This is a genomic window from Microcystis sp. LE19-84.1B, from assembly GCF_027531875.1.
In the GTDB taxonomy this organism is placed as follows: domain Bacteria; phylum Cyanobacteriota; class Cyanobacteriia; order Cyanobacteriales; family Microcystaceae; genus Microcystis; species Microcystis panniformis.
In genome coordinates, this window is the sequence record NZ_JAPZSR010000168.1 from 1 (window position 1) to 1,458 (window position 1,458).

Annotated in this window: 1 protein-coding gene and 1 pseudogene; one reads left to right on the forward strand and one right to left on the reverse strand. The window is 44.0% G+C overall.

What is annotated here, in order from left to right; translation table 11 throughout:
• Positions 1-292: 292 nt before the first annotated feature.
• Positions 293-982 carry a discoidin domain-containing protein gene (locus O9324_RS10170; protein ID WP_288140123.1) on the forward strand — a complete coding sequence of 230 codons (690 nt, stop codon included), beginning with the start codon at positions 293-295 and terminating at the stop codon, positions 980-982.
• A gap of 171 nt (positions 983-1,153) precedes the next feature.
• Here the strand turns inward: O9324_RS10170 and O9324_RS10175 are convergent.
• A pseudogene (locus O9324_RS10175) lies at positions 1,154-1,458 on the reverse strand (IS1 family transposase); the annotation flags it as partial.

Below are 1,458 nucleotides of genomic sequence, written 5' to 3' on the forward strand. Positions count from 1 at the left end.
ATAATTAGAGGGAGATCATCTATTCGTTCTGACTGTGTTTGTGACGTAATTGCTCGACTCCTTGTTGGCCAACACTTGACTACACAAGGATTTTAACCTTTTTTGCCCACCTTACCCCTTCAATTTAAGCGAACGGTGAGAAACGACCCCACCTGTCCCCCGATTCCCTTACCATAACGTGGAAAAAAAATCTACATCAAAAGTAGTGGACATTGGCAAAAAAAAAAAATATGATATGGGAGGGTACGTTGTACCCTTTTGACTGTCCCTAGCCTTTTAAGGAGATTTTCCCGTGAAACTCACTATCAAAACCCTTGTTTTATCCACTACCACTTTCGGCTTAATGTGGGGTGTGGCACAAAACGCCCAAGCTGCTACTCTAATTCCTGGAGTCACTGCCTCAACGAACATATCAACACAATGGAGTCTAAACGATGCCGTCAACGGCCAAGGGCTGCCCGGTAACACTCCGAGTCTTACGGGAGATCACGGGCAGTCGCTGATTGGTAATTCTTGGCGGTCAGATACTTTAACTAACACGCAGGGCACCACAATTCCCTCAGGTACTATCACTTTTAATCTCAATGGTAGCTATAATCTATCTGGGTTTACTTTCTGGAACCTTGGCGGTGGTAGTGCCGAGCTTACCCGTCAGGGAATTAAAAGTGTGACGATTGAATACTCCAACAACGGTGGAACAACTTGGAGTACCCTGAGTGGCGCTCCTATGTCCTTTACGCAAGGAACTTTTGACCCATTTTTCAATCAGACCCCACAGACGTTCAGTTTTGTCTCAGTCGCTGCGACTAATGTTAGATTTACTAATCTGAGTAACTTTGGGGTATTCGATAACCCCAGCGCGAACAATCGCATTGGCTTCTCAGAGATTCAGTTTGCTGCAACCAAAGTTCCCGAACCTTCTTCCTTGCTTGCTCTGTTAGCCTTTGGTTTAGCGGGCGTGAGTTTGGGAAAAAGAATTTAACTTAGTCTCAGCATTCGTCCCTCGCTAGAAGTCCCTCGCTTTTAGGGATGGGATGAATGCCCAACATATAGACAATTCTCAAAAACCGATGCTCCGATAAACAGATCTTGACCACTATTCCTTAAGCGATAACCGAGCTTAGGCGAGTCGTAAGGTGAGATGCTCCCCGACGAGAAACCGAGAAATCCTTTGTCGAAAGGTATTATTTAATCTTTCAATAGGATTAGTTTGACCAGTTTCTTTTCCGACCGATCGATGAGGTTTACGAGGAATTACTGTCTTATAGGACTCCCAAAAGTCTGTGTAAGCAACAGCACATTGTCGCTCAACTCCTGGAAGACTTTTCCCGATCTTTTTAGCTGATTCACGGCTTCTATCTCCTCAATAACAACCAATTATTTCTCGGGTAGTTCTATCGATAGCTAACCAAATATATACCTTGATTTTCTGAGAAAATACGAATGACCATAACTCAT